Source organism: Paenibacillus sp. GL_099_B, from assembly GCF_057835695.1.
Genome location: NZ_CM174430.1, coordinates 6,842,154 through 6,858,674 on the forward strand (window position 1 = coordinate 6,842,154; position 16,521 = coordinate 6,858,674).

A 16,521-nucleotide genomic window follows, 5' to 3' on the forward strand; every position below is an offset into this window, starting at 1 on the left:
TCTGTTGCCATTGTAGCATAGGTTAACCCACAACAGTCATGCCTTATTCCTTATCCCTAGGATAAACGAACGTAAAATGTTGCGCCTTCCCCTACCACACTGCGGGGGTAAATCTCACCTTTATGCTGCTCCACAATCGACCTAGCAATCGCAAGACCCAATCCATGTCCACCATGTTTCCGTGCTCTGGAGGCATCCGTGCGATAGAAACGATCGAAAATCCGGTCCAGATGTTCAGCCGCAATGCCCTCTCCCGTGTTGGAAACGGCCAGCACAACGTCATTATTTTGTTTCTTCAACGATACGTTGACCGAGCCCTTGGCTCTGGAGTATTTCACAGCATTATCGAGCAAAATCAGAATGACTTGCTTAATCTGTTCGCTGTTGCCATGGACCATGAGCTGCGGTTCAATGCTGTAGTCCAAGGATATATTTTTCTCGAAAATCACCGCTTCCATCGTCAAAATGATCGTCTCCACCGCATCGCTCATATTGAACTTGGCATGAATCATCGAGGATCGCGAATCGTCAATTTGAGTCAGATATAACAAATCATTCGTCAGTCCCGACATGCGTTCCGTCTCCGACTTGATGTAATGCAGCCATTTGGCCTGATTTTCAATTGTATCCTCCCGGTTCGCGAGAAGCACATCCGTGTTGGTATTAATGATCGCCAGCGGCGTTTTCAACTCATGAGAAGCATCGGCTATGAACTGCTTTTGCTTCTCAAAAGCTTCCTTGACTGGGGTAATGGAACGATTGGCGAAATAACGACTCAGGAAGAAGATGACGATCAGCATGATCAAACCTACGATGGCAAACGTATAAATCAGATTCGTAAGGATGCCCTGTTGGGCCGTCACATCGATGAACACAATCATGTGACCTGTGCTGCTCGGATCGATCACATAAGCCCAATCGGTTCCATTCAGTGTGAATTGTCCGGTTTTCCGATCCAGATCGTTAACCTTGTTCACCTTTTGCAAAGCTTCAGTATAGAACGTGTCATCCATATCAAACCTGGAGTGCGCATCCGTGATTTTCCATTCACTGTCCGTCTTGATCATGAATGATACCGAGCGTCCTGGTGGTGAGTTCGGATCACTTCCCGGTGCTCCATTGGTAACGGAATCCGATGGCTGCGATCCTGTCACTGAATCCCTGTCATCACCGCGCGGCATCTTGCTGGAGTTGTACGGACCATGATAGAAATCCGACACTTTGAACAGCTCCATGTTAGTTTCCCGCTGCACATTCTGATACGTAATGATGTAGATCGTAGCAAAGGCAACCAGCATCATAATCGAGATGGATACCAAGTTCACGATCAGAAATCGGTTTCTGAGTTTCTTGAACATCAGGACGTCACCTCAAGTACGTACCCCACACCCCGAATCGTATTAATGCGGACCGCGGAGTTCAAGAAGGTTAATTTTTTGCGTAAAAACGAGATGTACACCTCCACATTGTTATACTCCACTTCCGAATCGAAACCCCACAACTTCTCAATAATCTGCTCTTTGGAAGTAATGGCCTGTTTGCGCGTGATCAGCAGTTCCAGCAGTTCATTTTCCTTCAGATTCAGCTTGATCTCCTTGCCTTGAACACTCAGCTTCAGCTGCGTTGTGTTCAGTTCGATGTCACCGAACTTCAGTCCATCCTCTGGAACGACTTCTCCCTTCCTTCTCAGGGCTGCCCGAATCCGTGCGAGCAATTCCTCCGTGGCAAAGGGCTTTGCTATATAATCATCGGCTCCATAATCCAGCCCGGTAACTTTGTCTGATATTTCTCCTTTGGCTGTGAGCAGAATGACAGGCGTATGATTGCCTTCGCTGCGTAGTTTCTTCAGCACGGTAATCCCGTCCATTTCCGGCATCATGATGTCCAGCAGCAACAGATCATAGATTCCGCTTAGCGCATAATCCAGACCCGATCTCCCGTCATGCACCATGTCTACAGAGTAATTGTGTTTTTTCAATATTTGCGATACGGCTTCCGCCAAATGAACCTCATCTTCCGCAATTAGTATTCTCATCGGTTCTTCATTCCTCTGCATGAATTGGTTTCGATATATGTCAATCTATTATACCAACGATTGTAGCAACCGAACCTTGAATCAATCTTAATTTCACTTTTTTCGCGGACTATTAAAGGAAGGTAAAAAAAGATCAACGGAATGTAAAATCATTTAAGATTCATTCAAGGTTGGCGCTCTAAGATACAGACATGGAAGCAATACACGATGAAACAAAACATACAAAACATGGATGAAAGGACTGAACCCAATGGCAATTGAAGTATTCAACCGATATGAGAGCAAGTACCTCCTGACAGATGAGCAATACGAGAACTTCTACACCGACCTGCTGAAGTATATGGAGCTGGATGCCTATAACAAGAAACACGAGTTTTACTCGATCAGCAACCTGTACTTCGACACTCCGCAGGATTCCCTGATCCGCGCCAGTCTCTCCAAACCCAAATACAAGGAGAAGCTGAGACTGCGGGCATACGGAGTTCCTGAAGAGAATGCGAAGGTATATCTGGAGATCAAAAAGAAAGTATTTGGCCTGGTGAACAAACGCCGAACTGCCCTGAAGCTGGATGAAGCCTATGAATTCGTTCAGACAGGCAAGGCGCCTGATCTCGCCGATTATATGAACAAACAGGTCGTCGAAGAGATCAAGTATTTCCTCCGGCTGTACGATCTGGAACCAAAAGTATATCTGGCGTATGAACGCAAGGCGTTGTTCGACAAGAACAGCCGCGATCTCCGCATCACCTTTGATACCAACATCCGCAGTCGCAGATACGATCTGAAGCTAGAGCAAGGAGATTACGGTGAACCTCTGGTGAAAGACGGACGCTGGCTGATGGAAGTCAAAGCCGAGAAAACCGTTCCGATGTGGCTCTCTCAACTGTTATCCGAACACGGCCTATATCGCACCGGATTCTCGAAATACGGCAATGAGTACAGACATCTGGCCAGAACAACCAACCTGAACTACCAGACTGAACGAGAATTGCTGCCGGGTACAGATTTCAACCCATCCATAGAACAAGAAAAAACAATCACAGAAAGAGAGCGTGTAGTATATGCTTGATTCCATTTTCAGCTCAGCTTTAACAGACACCACCCTAACTTTTAGTAATGCGATTCTAACGATCGGACTTGCCATCATCATGGGGGTCATCATCAGCCTGACGTACATGAAGACAAATCAGAGCACATATTCCCAAAGCTTTACACTAACCATGGTCGTCTTGCCAGTCATCGTAGCCATCATCATTCTTCTGATCGGCAGCAACATTGCCCGTGCATTCAGCCTCGCCGGTGCCTTCTCCATCATCCGATTCAGAAGTGCGCCTGGTGACCCGAAAGACATTGCTTATGTTCTGTTTACCATGGCTTCCGGTCTTGCCTGTGGTGTAGGCGCATTCGGTTATGCCGTAATGTTCACCATTATCCTGTGTGTACTGATGTTTGTCCTGAGCCGCTTCAACTTCGGAGCGAAGAAAAACCAGCAAAAAACATTGAAAGTGACCATTCCCGAGAATCTGAGTTACGAAGAAGCACTGAACGAAGTGTTCCATAAATTTAACGTACCTTTTGATCTCAAAAAAATCAGAACGACCGAACTCGGCAGTCTGTACGAGCTTGTCTACAGTGTTACCATTCACGAAAGTGTAAGCCAAAAGGAATTCTTGGACGCGATTCGTACACGAAACGGAAATCTGGGTATCTCGTTAACGATGAGTCCAACACCAGAATACTAAATTGAATCCGAAGGGAACGATATACTATGAAAAAGAAAATCATAACTGGCAGCAAACTGTGGTCCGTCGCGATGATTACTGCAATGGTTACAGCTTGCAGCGCTCCGGCTGCAACCAGCAGTACCGCAAACGCCGCAGTGTCAACGACAGGGACAACCAAAACCGTATCCGTCAGTGAACAAACCTCGGTGAAATATGCCGATCTGGTCACGATGGATGCAGACGATACCAACGTTAGCTGGAGTGCAACAGATTCCACAACGATTAAGCTGAACGGTACGACCGCTTCCATCACAGGATCGGGTGCAAAAGCAGCAAACGGATCGGTAACCATCTCCGCAGCGGGTACCTATGTACTTAGCGGCAAGCTTACTGATGGACAGATTGTAGTTAATATTGCTGATAAGGGCACCGTACATCTCGTATTAAACGGGGCAACAATCAATGACAACGATAGTGCAGCCATCTATATCCAGAAAGCGGGCAAAGCCATCATTACGCTGGAGGAAGGAACCGAGAATGCCGTCTCCGATGGCAAAAAATACGTATACGCCGACGATACAACGGATGAGCCGGATGCAGCCATCTTCAGCAAGGCAGACCTGACGTTCAATGGTACAGGCAAGCTGACGGTTACAGGTAACTACAATGAAGGTATTACGAGCAAGGATGATCTGAAAATCGTTAGTGGAACAATTAACGTCAAATCCGCCGATGACGGCATCAAAGGTAAAGATATGGTGGCGATTCAAGCAGGAACCATTACCATTGATTCAGAAGGTGACGGCATCAAATCCACAAACGATACAGATACGACCAAAGGCTTCGTTGCCATTGCTGGAGGCACATTCAACATCCAGAGCGGCAGCGACGGCATTCAAGCGGAAACCGCATTGGTTACGGATGGCGGCACATTTGACATCGTAACCGGAGGCGGCAGTGCCAATGCACCAGAAAAAGTAGAAGAAGGACCATTTGGCGGCGGTGGTGGCGGATGGGGTGGCGGTACACCTCCAACCGATATGGGCACACCACCGGATGGGGAACCACCTGCTGATATGCTGAGCAATAATGGAACGAACGCAACAGGCGCAGCACCATCCAGCTCTACAAATGCAACAGCACCTGCTGATTCCAATGCAGATGCAGACACAAGCACAACGGCTGCAGAAGAAGAAACAACGAGTGCCAAAGCACTTAAAGCAGGAGCAGATCTTACCGTCAATGGCGGTACGTATACGATCGATTCCATGGATGATTCCCTGCACAGTAACAACAATGTGACCGTCAATGACGGCAAGTTCAGCATTGAATCCGGTGATGACGGTATTCATGCAGATCAGGCGCTTACCATTAACGGCGGAACGATCACCATTGCCAAGAGCTATGAAGGTCTTGAAGGTGCAATCATCACTATGAACGATGGGGATGTGGATGTGACTGCATCAGATGATGGCGTGAATGCTTCCGGTGAAATAACTGCAACTGATGCGGATGCTGCAACCACTGCAGATGACAGCACTCAAGCAGCCGATACCGATACAACTACAGTCTCCAACACTTCTGTTACAGAAACGACTGGCACAACATCAACTACGGATCAATCCAATCAAAGTACAGACGCGAACAGCAATACTCGCCCACAAGGCGGCGCTCCAGGTGGTATGCCGGGTGAATCCGCCAGCAACAGTGAGCTCCATATCAACGGCGGTTCCCTCACCGTAAATGCAGGTGGCGATGGACTGGATTCGAATGGCTCCATCTATATGACAGACGGAACCGTCATTGTGAACGGCCCTACAGACAGCGGCAACGGAGCACTGGATTATGACGGGAACTTCGAGTTGAGCGGCGGATATCTGGTCGCCGCGGGAAGCTCCGGCATGGCTCAGGCAACATCTGAAGCCTCGACTCAAAATACCATTGCCATGACGTTCCCTGAAACGCAAAAAGCAGGAACACTGGTACACGTGGAAGACAGCGAAGGCAACAATACCCTAACCTTTGCTCCAGCGAAAGATTATCAAACGGTGGTTGTCAGCTCCCCGGATCTGAAAAAAGACGGCTCTTACGTGATCTACTCCGGCGGATCATCGACTGGTAAAGCTGTGGATGGACTCTATACAGACGGAACGTATAGTGGCGGAACCAAAGTAGTTGCCTTCCAATCCACAAGCAATGTAACTTGGGTGAATGAATCTGGTGTTACAACTGCCAATTCAGGTATGGGTGGTCCAGGCGGAGGCCGTGGCCAAGGTGGATTCGGAGGCGGTAGAAACAGAACGCAATCCGGTACATCGGGCACAACAACAGACACTACAGGTACAACGGGCACTACAGATACCGCGAAGTAAGCTAAGATTCAGGCTATAAAAGCCAACGATTAAACAATTAAAAATAAGGGATGTCCCCTACGTCATGAATATGACGAGGGACATCCCTTATTTTTGCTATTTTGTTCTATAGAAGCTGGTACACGCTATTCGCTCCCATTTGCCCAGGTCTGTGAAGGAATAACGTTGCTGATGTTCATTAAATGCTGCATCCCTTGATATCCACCTTTTAAGATGCTGTACATTCGTTAGCGCTCAAAACGTATATACATACACCTTGGTACGCAGCGTATCCCGACATGTAATCGTCCGTAACGGTACCTTGCCTGGCAGTGCAAAACAAACGCTAATCACCTTTGCTCCCGGCGGAAGCTCCCGATTGAATTTGTCGACGAGACGTTTCATTGCTCCAGGGAACAAATAACAGATGACGCAATCTGCGTGTTCATATGAACTGGTATAAATGTTGCCACGGATGAATCGCAGCCGCCCCTCCAGAGAATGACGCTTTCCCTTCGCTCGCCGTAAGCGGACACTTAGAAAAGCAATCAATTGAGATGCCCATAAGGGAATGATTGAATTTTCGATCCCCGTAAGCCGTTTGCCAGGGCAATGTCTCACCAAATCAAGTCCGAGCGTTCCCCACCCGGAGCCTGCTTCAATAACATCGCCGTAACCGGGAATGCGGTTGACCTCCTGAATGACTGTCTGCCTGACGATGCTGGATGTGGGCATAGGTGAGATTCCATTTTTCCAACTGACCAGCACGATGGATACTACCGATATAAGTGTCACCACAGCAATCAGCCATGGTATAAATTGAAATATGAACATAACCCCAACCCTTTGGATTTTTAATTAAGAGGCGGTAATTGCACCTTCATCATAACAAAAGAAGCTTCCTCAGGTCTAAAAAACCTGGAAGAAGCTTCCTTCTTCTTATTCTATTTTGGCTTAATCTCATTCCATCCCGCTGCTCATTCCACGCATTCAGTCCGGCACATGGGACTTCATGTATACACCCTTTTTGTAAACCGATTTGATTGTAAAATGTACTCCCAGCTTGCGATTCGTCCGGTAGATCAGCGAGTTAATCTCGTCAATACCCACTGGCTCGCTCTCCAGCATGCTTCGCTCCGGCCACACCTGGCCGACAATCTGCTCCCGTGTGACAAAGTGATCCAACTGGCTGTACAGCAGCTTGAACAGTTGGTACTCCTTCTTGGACAGTGGAATCTCCACTTCTCCAATCTGCACGGTTTGCAGGTGATCCTGTAAACGCACGCCCTCGCCCAGGAGGTCAGATATTCGATATTCTCTCGTTTCTTCGAGATCCCCTTCTACGCGAAGCTGAATCAAGCCGTTGACTAGCGTCAGGCTGTCTCCTTCGGCAAACGGGTATTTCTCATAAGGAACGAGGCGCTGCCCGTTCAATTCCGTTCCATTTTTGCTATCCAGGTCCTCAATCCAAAGTTGCTGCTGCAAATCATAATGAATGCGGCAATGCCGCTTCGATATCAACTGATTGTAGACAGACAAGTCCAATTCATCTCCACCCGTATAACGCCCCACTGTAATGGAACGCCCCTGGCTGACATAAGCGAACGAACCATCACTTTCCTGCCCTGGCGTACGAATGACGATTTTTGCCGTCTCCCGCATGTTATTCTCCCACCTTCAAATATCACTCTATCTCTATGAGCGTTCCGTTCATAAATAATGATAAATTCATCAGATTTGTTCCATTGTTTGCATCCATAATAATTTATATAGTGTATACAGGCATCGTTTTATGCTTTTCTCTACTATACCAGACGTTGTGCCTTTTTTCTCATAACAGTCGTATCCATGCCCTAGCCCAATCAACAAGAGAGGTCCCTCATCATGAACAAAAAAAACATTTTTATATATGTGCTGCTCGCCTTCACCCTGTCCATTACATTAACAGTGCTCTCCCGTATCAATGATGATCGCGGAGAATCATTGAAAGGCACAACCACAACCGAAACTTCATGGTTGCAACTGAATACCCAGCCGTAAGTATACTCTATTATAACGTGATCAACAGAAAAAAACGTTTCACGAATGTCATCTTATACTGAGTCATGCCATGCTGAATGAAGAACAGATCATAATTCGTTCATCAGAATAAGGCCCCTGGACGCTAACAACCAGCGCTCAAGAGCCTCATTTTAATGCATATTTATAATATGGATACCAATAGGTTCATCCGATAATAACTTTTGTCAAAAGCGATGTTGCTGCGGCATTCCCCGCCCTCAGCGCCGCTTTTTCCTGATACCAAGTTTCCTCCACCCATACACAATAAGAGTTACAGAGCCAGCAATCCATAATAATTGCCATAACAAGATACTCAGATCAAATCCCATGTTGTATCCCTCCCCCAAAGATTGTGAATGCTGTATCGACTATCCTAAAATTGGTTATCTTCATCCTCCGGCAGATCGGATTCATTAGACCGTACGGTCTCTCTAGCCTGAATTTCCTCCATCCGGCTCGACACCTTCTGATACAGATAAGAAATTCCAAGCAGCAGTACGCCAAAGCTGAAATAGGCAATGATCTTGCTGCCCGATGTAAGCAATCCCACATCATAGAAAACCATTTTCCCGGTGGAAAACAACGTCAGACCCAGACCGAGGCGCCGAATCATCACATATTTTCTTCGGAAACCGTATGCGATGTACAGGATCGCAAGTAGCAGATAGATTAGGCTGAACAACAGCCCTACATCTCCCCAATGGAATTGGATCGTCAGGAACACGGTGATGACACCCAGCAGATAGACCCCTGCGATAACCGGATACCATTCAATGCTCTTGAACTGCCCGCGGATTGCCGTGATTAGCAGATCTCTTCCTGCAAAGAACACACCCACATTAAAGATGATTAACACAAGTAAACCTACGACTTCAGCCGCTGTGTGCTGCTGGACATCCGGCTGAAGTGCCGGCATGGTTAACGTTACTGCCAGTGCAATACAACAGCCCACCGCATGCAGGAAGACGATATAACCCTGCACGATCCGATCACGCAAAAGCCTCACTTTACCCAATCCATAGGCCATGGCAATGGTCAGCGCAGCGAACATCAGCCATTTGTAGAACAGGTATAACAGGAATGAGTCATCGACTGCTTTCATATACAATTCATTCGATTCATACAGCACGTATAACCACAGATTGGCGAGTGTGATGTACTTAATTGCATTCAGAAAGCCAAGCTCTGTCTGGCTATAATGATATTTCTCCCCGGAAAGGGAGCCGTTGCGATCCAAGGCGTAATAGAGCGTAATAAGCAGCGCACCCAACGTGATGCAGGAGTATTTTAGCATGAAATAAGATTGCTCCCCCATGATGAACAGCACCAGCACGTCATAATACACAAAGGTGAACATGCACAGAAGCACGATTCCCCATCCGGCACGCTCCACCAACTTGAACCGCTTCAGATGTCCTAGCGTAACCAGCAGAACCCCTTCGATCAGCCAGCCCATGGACAGCCACTTTGCACCAAATTGGAACGGTATAATCAGAATGGCAAAGGTCAGGGAAGTCACGTAGAACAATAGAAGGGTCTGCTTTTCCTGAGGCATCCTCTGCTGGACAAACCGGGCGAGCCCGAAATAGACCAGAGCGAAAATCAGAGCAAGCAAGCCCTGTGCATCATTCCAGCCCGCTGCATCAAACAATACATACAACATCAGGCAGCTGATGCTCGTATTCATGGCCAACAGTGCGAAGTCCCACCAGGTTAACTTCACCCGATGTTTGAATGGATACGCCAGTGTAATACCGAGATATAATGCAAATGTCACAATGGAATACACCATGCCGATCTTCTCGCTTGGCGAGAGCCATAACAGGATGAGCATGGACGGTGTGTTGAACAGAAAACTGATATAATGCACAATCGGCCACCGTTTGCCAAATGAAATCAACACAATAATTCCGTTTAAGAGCAACAGATAGATCATGGCAACATACACAGCCGAACCTTGAAGGCCAAAATAGGCCATGTAGGAGATTAACGGTAGATACCCTCCAACCAAACCAAGTGAGCAGATTGTCCTGGACCGATACCTCAACGATAGCAGCACGGATAACGCCGAAACCAACACCGACAAGGCAAGTCCCGTATATAACCCGATAATATGCAGTAAAAAGTAACTGTAGAATATCGAGCCAAACAGCACGGAAATGCCGCCGCCCAGCAGACCCATCGCGAACGTCTGCCGTTTACGGCGAAACAGCCATTCACCCCCGGTAAGCATGATCGCCCCCAGCAGGAAAAATGCCCCGCCTTTCATCTCATCGTTGAACCAGGCAGCGTATGAGTACTGAAATGCCGCACCAACACCAAGAATAATAAGCAGGATGGCGACCTTGTTGATCCAGCTCAGGCCAATCTTCATCTCCATCCGGTTCTGGCGAATGCGCCGCTGAATGGTCTCTTCGCTTAAGCCTTCTTCCGCCATATGCTCGTATCCTAGTTGCATCTGCCCGCGCAGTGCCTCTTCTCTCTCCCACAGGGTCTGTCTATGCAGCTCAATTCGTTCCTGCACCTCAGCAGCCAGATGAGCAATTCTCTCTTTAATCTCATTGGCGTCGCCCTGAAGTTCCTCTGAAGCCCTGTTGAATATGGCATTCAAATTCACTTTGGCACGGTGTTCATGTGCCGCGAGCCGATCATTATGTACACTCGTCTTTCCCCGAAAATAGGTCTCCATCTTCTCCTGGGATACACGAATGAGATTCAATTTTTCATCCAGCATCTGTTCGGACAGAGCCATGCGAAGACGGGCATTCTCTTCTTCCATCTTGCGTGTGCGTATTTCAAGCTGTTGCAGCTTGAGTTGATTCGCTTCATATTGCGCTCGCAGCTGTTCATTCTGCACGATCAGATCATCGGATTGATACTCCTGGAGCAGCGCATTGTACTCCTTTACCAGCTGCTTCTGCTGCTCCTGAACCTGGTGAAGCCGATCCTTGAACTCTTTCATGAGCTTCCTCCGTTGGTTGATGTTGAATTCATTCCCTATATTTTACTATATGTATGCCATAAAATGGGGTTTAAGGAATAGATAACAACAAAAAGCCCAGAAAGCATCAAGCTTCCCGGACTCTCATTCATAAATATGGTGATATGCTTACGCCGGATCTTTCGTATCCGCCGTCTCCGGCTCCATAATTTCGGTGGTATCCGGGTCCAGCCAATTGGCGATCATCCCGCGCACATATTGCAGATCACTCTCTGACAAATCATAGTACCATGTGCCGCTCCGCGTTGCGCCTTCACCCTTCAGCATGTAATTGCTGATTGTTGGTGTGCTGTCTTTCATATATAGAGACTCGGCAAATTTCACGATGAAATCCGAGTTCATGTTGGTTGTAAAATTCGATCCAGCGATTTGGATAACGTCCGGGATCTTGGTCAGGTTTTTGACCTCAAGCGCACGATTCATGAAGGCACTCAGGAAAAGACGGTGCCGCATCGTCCGATTGAAATCGGAATCTTCCCGGTAACGCACATAGCCCAGCGCTTCTTCGCCGCTGTAGATCGGTTTGTTCGCTTCAACAAACAGCTTCTCATGGATTTTCAATTTGTTCTCAATATTTTTCTTAATCGGCAATTCAACACCGCCAACCGCATCAACAATATCCTTGAGTCCGTTAAAATTAATCGCGGCATAGAAATCGACTTTGTTTTCCAACAAATGCTCTACGGTATCCATCGCCATCTTGGCTTCACCATGCGCATAGGCTGAATTAATCTTCGACTTCACATCCCGGCCGATAATATCGGTATAGGAGTCACGTGGAATTGACAGCAGCAACACTTTATTTTCTTCCGGACGCACAACAGAATAGATCATGGTATCCGAACGGCTTGGTTCGTTATCCCGTTGGTCAATTCCTAGCAACAACAGCGAGAATGGATCGGTATGTTCTACAACGGGTGCATCCTTATCTCCAACTGGCTTGAAGGATTCATCGAGCGTTTCCTTTACGGTTTCCGAAGCAAACAGGTTAAATGCAAACACAACGAGTTGCTTTTGATAGATAAATCCGAGTCCCCCCAGCACAATCAAAGTACTCAGGATGATAATCAAAGGTTTCTTCCATCTCTTCTTCGGTTTCTTCGGCTTCCGTCTGGTTAAATGTGCGGCACTGTTCTCCATCATATCTCCTTTAATAACGGTCTTAGAATCATTTAACTATATTAATAACACGTTTTCAATAGATTACGTTATAATCTGCTATACAAGAAATGACACAGAAGGAGCGATGAACGATGGAATATCGACGTTTGGGGAATAGCGGACTGCGCGTTTCCGCACTTGGACTCGGCACCAATGCCTTTGGTAAACGGGCGGATGACCCAACTTCTATCCGCATTATTCATGCGGCACTGGATCAGGGAATCAATTTTATTGATACCGCCAACATCTACGCCGGAACTGAATCGGAGCGGATTATCGGACAGGCCCTGGCAGGCAGACGGGAAAACGCTGTGCTTGCTACCAAAGCCGGACTTCCCCGGCATGAGGGTCCCAATGGACGCGGTTCCTCCCGCTATCATTTGCAGCAAGAGCTTGAACATAGCCTGCGGCGTCTGCAAACGGACTATGTGGATCTGTATCAGATCCATACCTTTGATCCGCATACACCACTGGATGAGACGCTGCGCACATTGGACGATATGGTCATTTCCGGCAAAGTCCGCTATATCGGAGCTTCCAACTATGCAGCCTGGGAACTAATGAAAGCTCTTGGTAGCAGCGTACTAAAAGGATATGTACGTTATATCTCGACCCAAACCAGCTACTCGCTGGCTGATCGCACACCTGAGCTTGAACTCGTACCGATGTGCCTTGATCAGGGCGTCGGCATCATCCCGTATTTCCCGCTGGCTGGTGGAATTCTGACAGGTAAATACAATGGAGAAGCTGGCGTACCTTCCGGTTCCAGAGCGGATACTGATCCGGCCTTCAATCGTTTCTTGTTGGAACACAATATTAAATTAGGTGAGCAGGTCAGTGAAAAGGCATCGGCGTATGGCTGCTCCCCAAGTGTCCTGTCGCTCGCATGGCTGCTGGCACGCCCTGCTGTTTCAACGGTTATCGTTGGGGCAACGAGTACCGAACAGCTGGAGCATAATCTGGTTAGCCTGGACATGAAACTGACCGATGATATGATCACCGAGCTCGATCAACTCAGCGACTCTTTCCGCCATGGTAAGCCATTTGCGACTTATCGGATTGATTGAACCAACAGAAAAAACCTCCCGGCTAAAAAGTCCGGGAGGTACAACTTCACTACACATTGTAGTCTATTAAACCATAGAAAAAATCTTTTTATGCATTAAACATCTGTTTTATATCGAATAAATTCCTGCATAATTTCCATGTATTCGTCCTTACGATCACTTAACACATCAAAGAACACCTTGTCCGCAGCTTCAACAAGATGAATACCTTCAAGCGCCAAGCGGGTTCCTTCCGGCGTTGTTGTAATAATATTCGCACGGGTATCGGTAAGATGACGCTTGCGAGTTATCAACTCTCTCTTTTCAAGAGCACGGAGAACTTGAGAAGTAACGTTAACATCCACATTGGCAAATTGCGCAAGCTGGACCTGGGTTACTCCCTTGCCCTCTGTGTCGCGTTCATTGAGCCACACACAGGCATGCAATAATACAAATTGGGGTTGTGTTAATTCCAGAGGCTCGAGCACCCTGCGTATTTCCTTTTGCCACATCGTAGTAACCTGCCATAGCAGGTATCCTGGACTTTCCTGAGCATTTTTATACCGTGAGCTTTCCATCTCAATATACCTCCATCATTACACCTTGAGCTTCATCTTTTCTTATAACGCTTGTCGGAACGCATGCGTTTCAACGTTGTACATTTTCAGCGGAAAACATTAGCGTGAAGGAATAAATTGCTTGACCCATTGACCAAATCCATGCGGATTACGGCTCTGAATCAGGACTGTCCCTTCACCCCGGAATCGGCATACTAATCCTTCTCCACTGGTCACACTGGATAACCAGCCTTGTGAAGCTTTCTCAATGCGATAATCCATATAATTGGGCCATGCGACCAAGTGGGCATTATCCACGATCACTTCTTCACCCGCAGCCAGATTGATCGCATGGATTGCACCATAGGATGATAGGAACACTGTTCCTCGCCCACTGATCTCTATAATAAAGAAACCCTCTCCCGAGAAGAGACCTTTCTTCAAGTTTTGCATTTTGGTATTCACCTGGATGCCTTCTGTTCCGGCCAGAAAACCATCTTTCTGTACGTAGAGCGAATAGGAACCATCCAGTTCAATCGCCTCCACATCCCCCATGCTGGAGGGTGACAACAGAATTTCCGCAGATCCCCCTGCAGCCGTCAATTCCTGAAAAAAGAATTTCTCGCCGCTGATCATACGTCCGAATCCGGCAAACATACCGCCTTCAGCAGATCCCTTCAAGTCAACGGTTGGTGTCATGGATACCATGGCCCCGCTTTCTGCCTTGAACCTTTCCCCCCGTTGCAATTGCACTTTAAGCATCGCAAATGCACCATCATATAGAATTTCATAGTTCATGGCTTCATCAGCTCCTTGTTGTCCGTGTTAAAATCGTTTAACCCATTATCCTCCAACACTGAGGATTTGTCTCCGTATTCCTTAATAATGTGCTGATCTCCCCAGTTACATAGGGCATTTAGAATCGGTTCCAAACTTCGGCCATATTCACTCAGTTCATACTCCACCTTGGGAGGTACCTGATTATAAACAATACGGTTCACAATCCCGTCATCTTCAAGCTCCCTCAGCTGCTGCGTTAACATTTTCTGCGTAATTGCGGGCATAATACGCTTGAGATCACTAGTGCGCTTCTTCCCGTGTGTCAGATGGCAGAGGATAACGCATTTCCACTTGCCACCGATGACTTCAAGCGTCGCTTCAACTGAAATATTATACTTCTTTCTGATCATGCTGAATGTCCTCCCTGGAATTGTTATTCATAAAAAGCAATTGCTATATAGGCACCAAAAAGTACGTAGGGTACTAAAAAGTACGTACTATTCATTTTATGTCGAATAACTCATAATAGCATTTGCCGGTACGTAAATCTACATTCTGGGGAGTTGAACAAGACATGTTACATGATTCAAAACGCAGTACCTGGGCACTGCTAGCGCTGGCAATCAGTGCGTTTGCCATCGGCACCACTGAATTTATCAGCGTTGGTCTGCTGCCCCTTATTGCAGATGATCTGGGCATTTCCGTAACGACAGCGGGACTGACCGTTACATTATATGCATTAGGCGTAACCTTCGGGGCACCGATTCTGACCTCATTGACGTCAACGGTGTCACGCAAGACGCTGCTGCTTGCTATTATGGTTGTTTTTATCGCTGGTAACACCATGGCGGCGCTCTCGAGTGGAATTACAATGCTGCTCATTGCGCGAATTGTCTCCGCTTTGGCACACGGAGTATTCATGTCCATTGGTTCCACCATTGCGGCAGACCTGGTTCCTGCAAACCGCCGGGCGAGCGCTATTGCCATCATGTTCTCTGGTTTGACCATTGCTACAGTAACTGGTGTACCCCTGGGTACACTCATCGGTCAAAACTGGGGCTGGCGCGCAGCTTTCATTCTTATCGTTGTCGTAGGTGTTGTTGCCTTCATCGGCAACATGCTTCTAGTACCATCCACGTTACAACGCGGAACGCGAACTGCATTCCGAGAACAACTGAAGCTGGTGACAGGCGGACGGTTGCTTCTGGCTTTTGCCATTACAGCCGTGGGATATGGGGGAACGTTTGTGGTATTCACTTACCTGTCCCCACTATTGCATGATATCAGCGGGTATTCCGAGAAAACGGTCGCGGGTATTCTGCTGCTGTACGGGATCGCTATTGCTATTGGCAATATTATCGGAGGGAAAGCCGCCAACCGCAATCCGCTCCGAGCACTCTTCTATATGTTTATCATTCAGACCGTCATTCTGGGCATACTGTATTTCACAGTTCCATTTAAGCTGGCAGCGTTACTCACGATACTCGGCATGGGTCTGCTTGCCTTTATGAATGTGCCAGGGCTTCAGATGTACGTCGTGACGCTCGCAGAACGTTATGCTCCGCAGGCCAAAGACGTCGCCTCCGCCTTCAACATCGCAGCCTTTAACGCGGGTATCGCAATTGGTGCATATTTGGGCGGTGTAATCACAGATTCCATCGGTCTGATTCATACCACATGGGTTGGTGCAATTATGGTTCTGGCTGCTGTTCTTCTGACTGGTTGGGCAAGAGCGCTTGATCGTAAAGATCCATATTCCCCATCAGAGACGTAAGACAGGTTCAGTCAGATATCAGCCTAAACAC

The 16,521-nt window shown here is 47.4% G+C and carries 15 protein-coding genes; 6 read left to right on the plus strand and 9 right to left on the minus strand.

Annotated features, from left to right (window positions below):
* Positions 1–56: 56 nt before the first annotated feature.
* Entirely contained in the window at positions 57–1,358 is a 1,302-nt protein-coding gene (locus AC3ITG_RS31040) for a sensor histidine kinase (protein ID WP_489252328.1), read from the minus strand.
* The gene (locus AC3ITG_RS31045; RefSeq protein ID WP_053782593.1) at positions 1,358–2,035 is read right to left on the minus strand and encodes a response regulator transcription factor; all 678 of its coding nucleotides are present in this window, start codon (positions 2,033–2,035) and stop codon (positions 1,358–1,360) included. Before AC3ITG_RS31045 ends, AC3ITG_RS31040 begins: the two co-directional genes overlap by 1 nt.
* 250 nt (positions 2,036–2,285) lie before the next feature.
* Between AC3ITG_RS31045 and AC3ITG_RS31050 the strand changes: the two genes are divergently transcribed.
* The 3 genes from AC3ITG_RS31050 to AC3ITG_RS31060 are packed head-to-tail and all read left to right on the plus strand — an operon-like array spanning position 2,286 to position 6,131.
* On the plus strand, positions 2,286–3,104 hold the full coding sequence (locus AC3ITG_RS31050) for a polyphosphate polymerase domain-containing protein (RefSeq protein WP_053782888.1): 819 nt from the start codon (positions 2,286–2,288) through the stop codon (positions 3,102–3,104).
* Positions 3,097–3,777, plus strand: a complete 681-nt coding sequence (locus tag AC3ITG_RS31055; RefSeq protein WP_489252329.1) for a DUF4956 domain-containing protein — start codon at positions 3,097–3,099, stop codon at positions 3,775–3,777. Before AC3ITG_RS31050 ends, AC3ITG_RS31055 begins: the two co-directional genes overlap by 8 nt.
* A gap of 26 nt (positions 3,778–3,803) precedes the next feature.
* Entirely contained in the window at positions 3,804–6,131 is a 2,328-nt protein-coding gene (locus AC3ITG_RS31060; protein ID WP_489252330.1) for a carbohydrate-binding domain-containing protein, read from the plus strand.
* Between the two features lie 234 nt (positions 6,132–6,365).
* On the opposite strand, the gene AC3ITG_RS31065 is transcribed toward AC3ITG_RS31060, so the two are convergent.
* Both AC3ITG_RS31065 and AC3ITG_RS31070 read right to left on the minus strand, forming a co-directional pair.
* Positions 6,366–6,944 (minus strand): class I SAM-dependent methyltransferase, encoded by a 579-nt coding sequence (locus AC3ITG_RS31065; RefSeq protein ID WP_489252331.1) that lies wholly within the window; start codon positions 6,942–6,944, stop codon positions 6,366–6,368.
* A 156-nt stretch (positions 6,945–7,100) separates the two neighbouring features.
* Positions 7,101–7,772, minus strand: coding sequence for an FHA domain-containing protein (locus tag AC3ITG_RS31070; protein ID WP_413374053.1), 672 nt, complete (start codon positions 7,770–7,772; stop codon positions 7,101–7,103).
* Between the two features lie 222 nt (positions 7,773–7,994).
* On the opposite strand from AC3ITG_RS31070, the gene AC3ITG_RS31075 reads away from it, so the two are divergent.
* A complete protein-coding gene (locus AC3ITG_RS31075; protein ID WP_157258566.1) occupies positions 7,995–8,150 on the plus strand; it encodes a hypothetical protein in 156 nt (51 codons plus the stop codon).
* Positions 8,151–8,544: 394 nt separating this feature from the next.
* Here the strand turns inward: AC3ITG_RS31075 and AC3ITG_RS31080 are convergent, their stop codons facing one another.
* Entirely contained in the window at positions 8,545–11,133 is a 2,589-nt protein-coding gene (locus tag AC3ITG_RS31080) for a DUF2339 domain-containing protein (RefSeq protein ID WP_489252332.1), read from the minus strand.
* A 147-nt stretch (positions 11,134–11,280) separates the two neighbouring features.
* Positions 11,281–12,315: an LCP family protein gene (locus AC3ITG_RS31085; protein WP_489252333.1), complete on the minus strand. Its 1,035-nt coding sequence runs from the start codon at positions 12,313–12,315 to the stop codon at positions 11,281–11,283.
* A gap of 110 nt (positions 12,316–12,425) precedes the next feature.
* On the opposite strand from AC3ITG_RS31085, the gene AC3ITG_RS31090 reads away from it, so the two are divergent.
* Positions 12,426–13,400 carry an aldo/keto reductase gene (locus AC3ITG_RS31090; protein WP_489252334.1) on the plus strand — a complete coding sequence of 325 codons (975 nt, stop codon included), beginning with the start codon at positions 12,426–12,428 and terminating at the stop codon, positions 13,398–13,400.
* A gap of 95 nt (positions 13,401–13,495) precedes the next feature.
* On the opposite strand, the gene AC3ITG_RS31095 is transcribed toward AC3ITG_RS31090, so the two are convergent.
* From AC3ITG_RS31095 to AC3ITG_RS31105, 3 genes are all read right to left on the minus strand, one after another.
* Positions 13,496–13,957, minus strand: a complete 462-nt coding sequence (locus AC3ITG_RS31095; protein ID WP_376038592.1) for a MarR family winged helix-turn-helix transcriptional regulator — start codon at positions 13,955–13,957, stop codon at positions 13,496–13,498.
* A 99-nt stretch (positions 13,958–14,056) separates the two neighbouring features.
* A complete protein-coding gene (locus tag AC3ITG_RS31100) occupies positions 14,057–14,734 on the minus strand; it encodes a TIGR00266 family protein (protein ID WP_400347998.1) in 678 nt (225 codons plus the stop codon).
* Entirely contained in the window at positions 14,731–15,126 is a 396-nt protein-coding gene (locus tag AC3ITG_RS31105) for a winged helix-turn-helix transcriptional regulator (protein WP_024629739.1), read from the minus strand. Before AC3ITG_RS31105 ends, AC3ITG_RS31100 begins: the two co-directional genes overlap by 4 nt.
* Positions 15,127–15,290: 164 nt before the next feature.
* On the opposite strand from AC3ITG_RS31105, the gene AC3ITG_RS31110 reads away from it, so the two are divergent.
* Positions 15,291–16,490, plus strand: a complete 1,200-nt coding sequence (locus AC3ITG_RS31110) for an MFS transporter (protein WP_379437484.1) — start codon at positions 15,291–15,293, stop codon at positions 16,488–16,490.
* Positions 16,491–16,521 lie beyond the last annotated feature (31 nt).

Bases quoted from the DNA above. Each gene is read 5' to 3' on its own strand.
- AC3ITG_RS31105 (WP_024629739.1), bottom strand. From the start codon at position 15,126: ATGATCAGAAAGAAGTATAATATTTCAGTTGAAGCGACGCTTGAAGTC.
- AC3ITG_RS31045 (WP_053782593.1), bottom strand. From the start codon at position 2,035: ATGAGAATACTAATTGCGGAAGATGAGGTTCATTTGGCGGAAGCCGTA.
- AC3ITG_RS31095 (WP_376038592.1), bottom strand. From the start codon at position 13,957: ATGGAAAGCTCACGGTATAAAAATGCTCAGGAAAGTCCAGGATACCTG.
- AC3ITG_RS31100 (WP_400347998.1), bottom strand. From the start codon at position 14,734: ATGAACTATGAAATTCTATATGATGGTGCATTTGCGATGCTTAAAGTG.
- AC3ITG_RS31070 (WP_413374053.1), bottom strand. From the start codon at position 7,772: ATGCGGGAGACGGCAAAAATCGTCATTCGTACGCCAGGGCAGGAAAGT.
- AC3ITG_RS31075 (WP_157258566.1), top strand. From the start codon at position 7,995: ATGAACAAAAAAAACATTTTTATATATGTGCTGCTCGCCTTCACCCTG.
- AC3ITG_RS31055 (WP_489252329.1), top strand. From the start codon at position 3,097: ATGCTTGATTCCATTTTCAGCTCAGCTTTAACAGACACCACCCTAACT.
- AC3ITG_RS31060 (WP_489252330.1), top strand. From the start codon at position 3,804: ATGAAAAAGAAAATCATAACTGGCAGCAAACTGTGGTCCGTCGCGATG.
- AC3ITG_RS31110 (WP_379437484.1), top strand. From the start codon at position 15,291: ATGTTACATGATTCAAAACGCAGTACCTGGGCACTGCTAGCGCTGGCA.
- AC3ITG_RS31080 (WP_489252332.1), bottom strand. From the start codon at position 11,133: ATGAAAGAGTTCAAGGATCGGCTTCACCAGGTTCAGGAGCAGCAGAAG.
- AC3ITG_RS31050 (WP_053782888.1), top strand. From the start codon at position 2,286: ATGGCAATTGAAGTATTCAACCGATATGAGAGCAAGTACCTCCTGACA.
- AC3ITG_RS31040 (WP_489252328.1), bottom strand. From the start codon at position 1,358: ATGTTCAAGAAACTCAGAAACCGATTTCTGATCGTGAACTTGGTATCC.
- AC3ITG_RS31085 (WP_489252333.1), bottom strand. From the start codon at position 12,315: ATGATGGAGAACAGTGCCGCACATTTAACCAGACGGAAGCCGAAGAAA.
- AC3ITG_RS31065 (WP_489252331.1), bottom strand. From the start codon at position 6,944: ATGTTCATATTTCAATTTATACCATGGCTGATTGCTGTGGTGACACTT.
- AC3ITG_RS31090 (WP_489252334.1), top strand. From the start codon at position 12,426: ATGGAATATCGACGTTTGGGGAATAGCGGACTGCGCGTTTCCGCACTT.